The organism is Streptomyces sp. NPDC053431 (genome assembly GCF_044544925.1).
In the GTDB taxonomy this organism is placed as follows: domain Bacteria; phylum Actinomycetota; class Actinomycetes; order Streptomycetales; family Streptomycetaceae; genus Streptomyces.
Window position 1 is genome coordinate 1 of sequence record NZ_JBITXX010000058.1, and the last position, 6,112, is coordinate 6,112.

A 6,112-nucleotide genomic window follows, 5' to 3' on the forward strand; every position below is an offset into this window, starting at 1 on the left:
CTCACCAGACAGGATCAACTCGGCCTTCGGCCGCCCAGTACGCGCCACAGGGCAAGCCTATACATCTGAACGGAATTCCTGACTCAGAAGACTAGCGGGGACTTGCACGACCCAGCCGCGCGCCGAATGCCGCGATGCTCAAGGGGGGGCATGAAGGCGTACTGCCTCTGCGCCGTGGCGCTGATCCTGCGCCGCGACCCGCCCTTCGGCCAAGGTCTGGAGCGTGGAGTGGGCTGCACACCGCCCACCGGCGAGGGGAGTGCCTGCCGTACCGCGTGCCCGAGGCGAAGGCAGCCGCTTCAGGCACGTACCTGTACCGTGAAGCAGCGGGGTCCAGGTCTGCATCGGTCACACTAGGCAGACTCGTTGTTCAAGTCTGCCTCGGTCGGTCGACCCCAGGGCCTTCATTTCGACTTTCCTGGCCGCTCGGGGCGTCGCTTTTGGTAAGGCGTGGCGGGGTGGTCTGCCTGTGGGCGTAGCGGGCTCGGCAGCGGCACCTCTGCTGGGTGCAGGGCTGTCACGGGGGAGACGGCCCTGCACCCGCTCTGACGCACCGGGAACCAGCCTGCTGCGTCGTTCCTCATACGATCATGAAAGTCCGGCTTCGGCGTGAGTGGCGGCTGCTCTATTGGGCAGCATCGGCCCGCAGGCTGGAGTGGCCGCGTCTTCCTGCGCCACATGCGGAGTCCTGGTGTGCCGCGTGGGCGGCCCTGCCAATCGACGGCGACAGCCGCCGCTGGCGGACACCGTGGTGGAGGCGGCCCTGGCACACTTAGAACTGCTATCGGAATGGCTTCAGGCGTCTCCAGCAGATGAGTGAGCAAGCGAGGCTGAGGAACGCTTCGTGGATGTCGTCGCGTACTTCCCAGCGGATCCGTAGCCGGCGGAACCAGTGCAGGTGGGCGAAGGTCCGCTCGACGACCCAGCGGTCGGTGCCGAGGGCCTGATCCGTGGGGGACCCCGCGTCGGGCGATGATGGGTTTGATGCCCAGGGCCCAGGCGAGTCGCCGGTACTCGTCGTGGTCGTAGCCGCGGTCGCCCAGCACCGTCGCGGGTCGGCGGCGGGGGCGGCCGCGCTTGGCCCCGGACCGGCGGGACGGCCCGCGGGAGGGGGATGAACTGGGTGACGTCGTTGCGGTTGCCGCCGGTCAGGGTGGTTGCAAGCGGAATGCCTGTGGCGTCGGTGATCAGGTGATGGGCTTGCCGCCGTTTCCGCCCCGGTCAACAGGGCTTCGTCCGGTCTTGGAGCCCCTTTTAACGCGCGTATGTGAGAGCCGTCGACCACGGCACGGGAGAAGTCCAGAGCGTCCGCTCCACGAAGACGAGCGAGGAGAGCCTCGCGCGGTCGCGGCCAGACGCCGGCTTCGGTCCACTCCGTCAGGCGACGCCAGCAGGTCATGCCCGAGCCGAAACCCAGCTCCTGCGGCAGGTGTTCCCACGCGATCCCGGTATGCGGCACAAACACGATGCCCTGGAACACCAGCCGATCCGGAGGCCGCTTCCGCCCCGGATGACGAACCCGACGCTCCACCCCTCGGCAGCAGCGGCTCGATCACCGCCCAGAACTCATCGTCCACTTCCCACGGCTTCCGCCGAGCCACCCCCCACCCCCCCAGATCAACACTCGGGAGGCCATCCAACCAGCCCGAAGATCATTTCGTTAGGGGTTGTTAGTGAGGAGCCCCGGGCAGCGACTGCACCTGCCCGCAGGAGGTCGGGTCGGCCAGAGCGGCGAACGCGGAGAGGGAAAGAAGGCCCGTTTGATCTGCTTGTTTCCTCTCCGGGATGGTTGTTCGCCGGGGATCGACGAGCCTGAGCTGCGGGTCGCCGGGGGGCCAGGCCGGCGTAGGCGGCGGACGGGAACAGACACCACGCGAGGACGAGACACGGTGAACCTCGCCGGCAACAGAGTCGGCGCTTCCCCGCGCACCCCGCTTCACCTACAACCCGGTCCACCAACTCAGGCGGGCACGGCCGGGTCAAGATCCCTAACCCTTGCATTGCCACGCGTACGACAGGAGAGAAAGTCCATGCCACCCCGAAGGCCAGTCCCCCATGGCGGAACCACCAAGACAGGAATCGGGGGCTGGGGGGGGGTGGGGTGGCTGCGGGCTGGGCCGGGGGTCTATTGGCGGGGGTGGGGTAGTGGGGGAAGTTTTGGGGGTGGCCCCTAATGTTTGGTTGCTGGCTGTTTGGGAGGTTGGGTGGTGGAAGGGCCCGTTTAAGGGCCGCCCGGTCCGGGACCTGTGGATGTGATTTTCATGTATGCCACCGGCACTCTTCTTGCTTCTTCCGTCGGCGGCTGCGGTTCTTCTGTCGGGCGGTCTGCCGCTGCTGCTGTTCCAGTGGCCGGGGTAAGGGGTGGGGTTCCGGTGCAGCGTCCGCTGCTGGAGGACCGGTCGTGGCCGCTTGAGCACCGGCCGGAGGCTGCTGCGGACGCCCGTCATCACGCGCGGGACCTTCTTGAGGACTGGCGGGTGCCGGACGAGGCCGTGGATGAGGTGCTGCTGGTGGTCTCCGAACTGGTCACTAACGCGGTCGAGCATGCAAGGGCGCCGATTGCGCTTCATCTACACCGTGAGCATGCTGGCCGCCGGATCTGGGTGGGTGTGACTGACGGCGGGCCCGCCCTACGCGATGGCTCCTGGACCCGTTCCTGTGCTCCCGATGAGCACGGCAGGGGCCTGGCTCTTGTCGAGGCCCTCTGCGAGGCCTGCGGCACCCGCACCCACGCCGCCGGCCACACCACCCACTGGGCACGCCTCACCGCCTGAAACACTCCACTCTCTCTTCTGCTTCTGGGTTGTGTCGTCCCTGGCGCGGAGGGTCGGGCATCCCGAGAAAGCCGGATCGTGAGGGAGGGACTGGCACGGAATCTGTGTACCCCGGGGCTGGCCAGTGTCCTGCCACACCTGGGCAAAGGAGAAACGGAATGAGCAGTCGAATGTGCGTCCTGGCCTTGATGATGGCCGTCACCGCACGGCGGGTCGTGCTGGTGATATGGCATCGGGCGCGGCGGCTGGCGCTCGTCGTTCTTGACCGGATGACGGACTGGGCCGGCCAGATCGATACTCATTTCATGCTGACCGACTGACAGTGAGCGGGGCGCAAGTGCAGCTGGTCGAGGCGCACCTGCGTCGCGGGACGGGCGCCATCGGGTGCCGGATCAGGCCGTGGCGTTCCAGGACCCGGTGCACGGCGGCTCGCGATGGCGCCGCAGCGATGCCGGTCTGGGCTATCTCGTAGGCAATCCGACGGGTCCCCATCGCGGGTTGGCCCGGCGCATCTCGCAGGCGAGCGTCTCGACCTCGGCCGGGAGTCGGTTCGGGCTGGTGCGTGGCCGCCGGGACTTCTCCTTCAGCCCGTCCAAGCCGTCGGCGTCGTGCTTGGCCTTCCACTGACGCGGACACGCTGAGTGATGGGTCGAAGGACGGTGACCTGACTGACTCGCGCCAGGGCCCTTGCACTCCGCCTGCCGCCTGTGACGGCGACCCACTACGCTATTTTGAGCACGTTCAAATATGGCTTGGTGTTCAGAATAGGCCGGGCGCAGAGCGACTGCCTGGAGGTGCGGGGAGGTTGGCATGGGCCGACAGTTGTACCGCTCAATCGCCTTCATAGCGGCGGCGGTGGTACTGACAGTGTCCTGCGGCTGGGCTGCGGCGATCCATGCCGCAGAGATTTCAGCGGATCAGGTTGAGGGGCGTTGGACGAGCGAGGCGGGCGCATCCCTGACTTTCCATGAGGATCACACCTTCACCGCCGAGCACTTCGACGAGTTGCCCGTCGCCCATGACTGCAAGGAGCCTTCGGCCTTGTCATCCGGCCGCTGGGCGTTCTATGCCCCCGCTGAAGCCGACCAGTTCAACACCGCTGACGAAACCGCAACGCGCGGTACCGTCCTGTCGCTGATCTTCTCCATCGGAGACTGCGAAGTGGACGCCTACCTCTTCGGTGACGAAGACGACCCTGTAATGTGTCCGACCGGGGACGCGGATGTCGGCTGCCCCAGTGACGGCTATCTCCACCGAAACCAGACCGCGGCTTCCCGCTCTTGAAGCGGCCGGAACTCGACCGGTCGGCTCAGGCAAGTAGCACCCGCTTCCGCAACAGCTTGAAGCCTGCACGGCCGAGCATCTGCCGCTTGAGCATTTTGATCCTGTTGACTGCGCCTTCCACCGGTCCGGAGTTCCAGTGGGTGGTCAAACCGGCGGTCACGGCGTCGAAGTCGCTCTCCAGACCGACGGCGAAGGTGCTGATACCCGGCAGGCCGGCTCGCATGGCGCCGGTGATCCACTCTGGCAGACGTGCCCCGTCGAGCGTGGTGAGCATCTCCGCGAAGGAGCTGATCAGGGCTGCTGCCTTCTCCAGTTCGGGGCACCGAGCGAGGACGGCCTTCCGGGCCAGCTGCTCTTCCTGGTCGAGGGTGGCGGGGTGCCTGGTGAGCCAGCCGGTGACCTTGCGGATGGACGGAGGTGCGGGCGCCGGCGGCACGCTTTCGGCGGCGGGCAAAGCCCGGCAGACCCAGTCGCGCACGGTGGAATAGCTGCCGCGGAAGCCGCGCTCGGTGAGCTCGTGGTGCAGCGTGAGCACCGTGACGCTTCCGTTGGTCTCGGCCCATCTCATCTCCAAGTATCCCTTGAACTGGTCGAGTTTGCTGACGCGTGGGCGTTTCTCTCCCTTGATCATGTCCTGCTTGAGGATGGTGCGGGCGTATCGCTGGACGGTGTGCCGGCCCCAGCCGAGATGCCGTGTGATTTCCCGCAGCCCCATGCCCTGGCCGAGCAGGTCGTGGACGAGGGCGTGGTGGGCGCGAGCGCGTTCAGCGAACTTTCCGGACGGCTCGTCGTCCTCCTGCTCCTGCTCGGTTGGGGTCCCCCAGTCCGGCTCCGAGACGGGCAAGACTGGCGGGAAGTCCCGCAGGCACGACCGGTGGGCGGCCACTGCCTTCTCGGCCGCCTTGGCGAGGTTCTGCCACAGGTGGAACCGGTCGGCGACCTGCATGGCCTGCGGCGCCCCAGTGGTGGAGGCGTCGGCATAGGCTCCGGAACGGTCCCGGCAGATCACCTCGATCTGCGGGTGCCGGGCCAGCCACGGGACCAGGGTTTCGGTGTCCCGCTCGGGCAGCAGGTCGAGAATTTGGTGGGTCTCGGCGTCGATCACCACGGTCCCGTAGACGTGGCCGCGGCGCAGGGCGAAGTCGTCGACGCCGACCGCTCGCGGCATGGTGACAGGTGGGTTTGGCCGTTCCATGACCCGACGCAGCAGCGTGGTGCGGCTGGTGGTGATCCCCATATGCCCCGCCAGCCGGGCTCCGGCCCGGCCTGCCAGGGCCAGGCCGATCGTGCCCATCGCCGACCGGAGCCGCTCGGTGGACTGGCCATGACGTCGGGTCAGCCCGGGCACCTGCTCGGCGAACGTCCGCCTCGGGCACGACGTGTCCGTGCAGGTGAATCTCCGGACGCGTAAGGACAACACCAACCGGCGCCCACCACTCGGCAGATCCGACGGAAACCGCAGGTAGGAGCTGTGGACCCGCTCCGTCCAGCCGCCACAGCCGGGGCAGAGGGCCCCCGACGGCGTGCAACAGGCTTCAACGCGTACCGCCTCGCCCTCGGTGTCCACGGCTCTGATGGCGATCCCGGACACCGACGGGAAGAGCAGGTCTAGCAGCGAATATGGCTCCTCGTTCACAGCGGCCGAATGTCGGCCCTACCACCCTCACGAGGGGCGATTTCAAGGCGACTTCTCCACTGCCGGAACACAGTCAACGGTCACGCTGCGTGTCCGTCACGGAACCTGTGCCAGACTCCAACAGAACCTGTCACAAACACCTCGCTGACCGGCGAGCTCGTAACGAGACTCTTGTGTCGTCTATGTCCTGAGGCCACACGCCTACGCGGACCAGACGCCGACAGGCCGACGAGATCTGGGACGACGTCGACAGCGACCTCGATTCCGCTACAACGCCTACGTCCCCTCCGTGGGTATCGGCCTGAAGCCCTCACCAACCGCCCCTAGGGCGTTTCTTTCGGATCATCTCGCCGACCAGATGAAGATGGCGGCGATGTGGAGTCCGGCGAGGTAGATGGTGGCGGTCTTGTCGTAGCGG

5 protein-coding genes and 1 pseudogene are annotated in these 6,112 nt (G+C 67.0%); 3 read left to right on the forward strand and 3 right to left on the reverse strand.

Annotated elements, in window-relative coordinates; translation table 11 throughout:
* Positions 1 to 781: 781 nt before the first annotated feature.
* Both ACIGXE_RS37405 and ACIGXE_RS37410 read right to left on the reverse strand, forming a co-directional pair.
* A complete protein-coding gene (locus tag ACIGXE_RS37405; RefSeq protein ID WP_399754623.1) occupies positions 782 to 1,531 on the reverse strand; it encodes a transposase in 750 nt (249 codons plus the stop codon).
* A gap of 178 nt (positions 1,532 to 1,709) precedes the next feature.
* Positions 1,710 to 1,854: pseudogene (locus ACIGXE_RS37410) on the reverse strand (transposase); the annotation flags it as partial.
* Between the two features lie 518 nt (positions 1,855 to 2,372).
* On the opposite strand from ACIGXE_RS37410, the gene ACIGXE_RS37415 reads away from it, so the two are divergent.
* The 3 genes from ACIGXE_RS37415 (at position 2,373) to ACIGXE_RS37425 (ending at position 4,058) form a co-directional block, all read left to right on the forward strand.
* On the forward strand, positions 2,373 to 2,774 hold the full coding sequence (locus ACIGXE_RS37415; RefSeq protein ID WP_399754625.1) for an ATP-binding protein: 402 nt from the start codon (positions 2,373 to 2,375) through the stop codon (positions 2,772 to 2,774).
* 158 nt (positions 2,775 to 2,932) lie between these two features.
* A complete protein-coding gene (locus ACIGXE_RS37420) occupies positions 2,933 to 3,094 on the forward strand; it encodes a hypothetical protein (RefSeq protein ID WP_399754627.1) in 162 nt (53 codons plus the stop codon).
* A gap of 490 nt (positions 3,095 to 3,584) precedes the next feature.
* Entirely contained in the window at positions 3,585 to 4,058 is a 474-nt protein-coding gene (locus tag ACIGXE_RS37425; protein ID WP_399754629.1) for a hypothetical protein, read from the forward strand.
* A 25-nt stretch (positions 4,059 to 4,083) separates the two neighbouring features.
* Here ACIGXE_RS37425 and ACIGXE_RS37430 read toward each other — a convergent pair whose 3' ends face one another.
* Positions 4,084 to 5,694 carry an ISL3 family transposase gene (locus tag ACIGXE_RS37430; protein WP_399754631.1) on the reverse strand — a complete coding sequence of 537 codons (1,611 nt, stop codon included), beginning with the start codon at positions 5,692 to 5,694 and terminating at the stop codon, positions 4,084 to 4,086.
* Between the last annotated feature and the right edge of the window lie 418 nt (positions 5,695 to 6,112).